The following is a 453-nucleotide window of genomic DNA, read 5'->3' on the forward strand; positions in this document are numbered from 1 at the left end:
GCCATAAACGGTTTGCTTCACCGGCTGTTTCTGAAGTTTTAAAGAACTGGGTGTTATCACCTGCAATTCTCATATCGTTTGTAAAAACAATATTGCTTCCCGTACTGGCTTTAAAGAAAAATCCCTGTCCCGCTGCAATGCTTCCTGTCGGGGCTGCTGCACCGCTTGTTGTTGCAACACTTCCCGTTAAGGTGTAAACAGCATAATCAGCTACTGTATAATTGTATTTTGCATCTCCAGCCACACTCCCGTTTGGAGGCGAATTATGTGTCCAGAAATATAAAGCACCGACTCCTGTGTCATTTATTAGTTTATCGGCATCAATAGCTGACGGATATGGGTTTCCAATTAAATTCCATTTAGCGGCTGTCGGTGTAAAAGTAATATCTCCATTGTTAGGAACCCCAGTAAAAGAGGCTTGATAAACGGCAGAAGTATTGATGTCATACTCCT

The 453-nt window shown here is 42.4% G+C and carries 1 protein-coding gene; it reads right to left on the minus strand.

Translation table 11 applies throughout. The features are described from left to right. On the minus strand, positions 1–453 hold a 453-nt coding region (locus LUU93_RS21885), incomplete at both ends, for a DUF8693 domain-containing protein (protein ID WP_498072030.1).

Source organism: Flavobacterium soyae, from assembly GCF_021245985.1.
GTDB lineage: Bacteria > Bacteroidota > Bacteroidia > Flavobacteriales > Flavobacteriaceae > Flavobacterium > Flavobacterium soyae.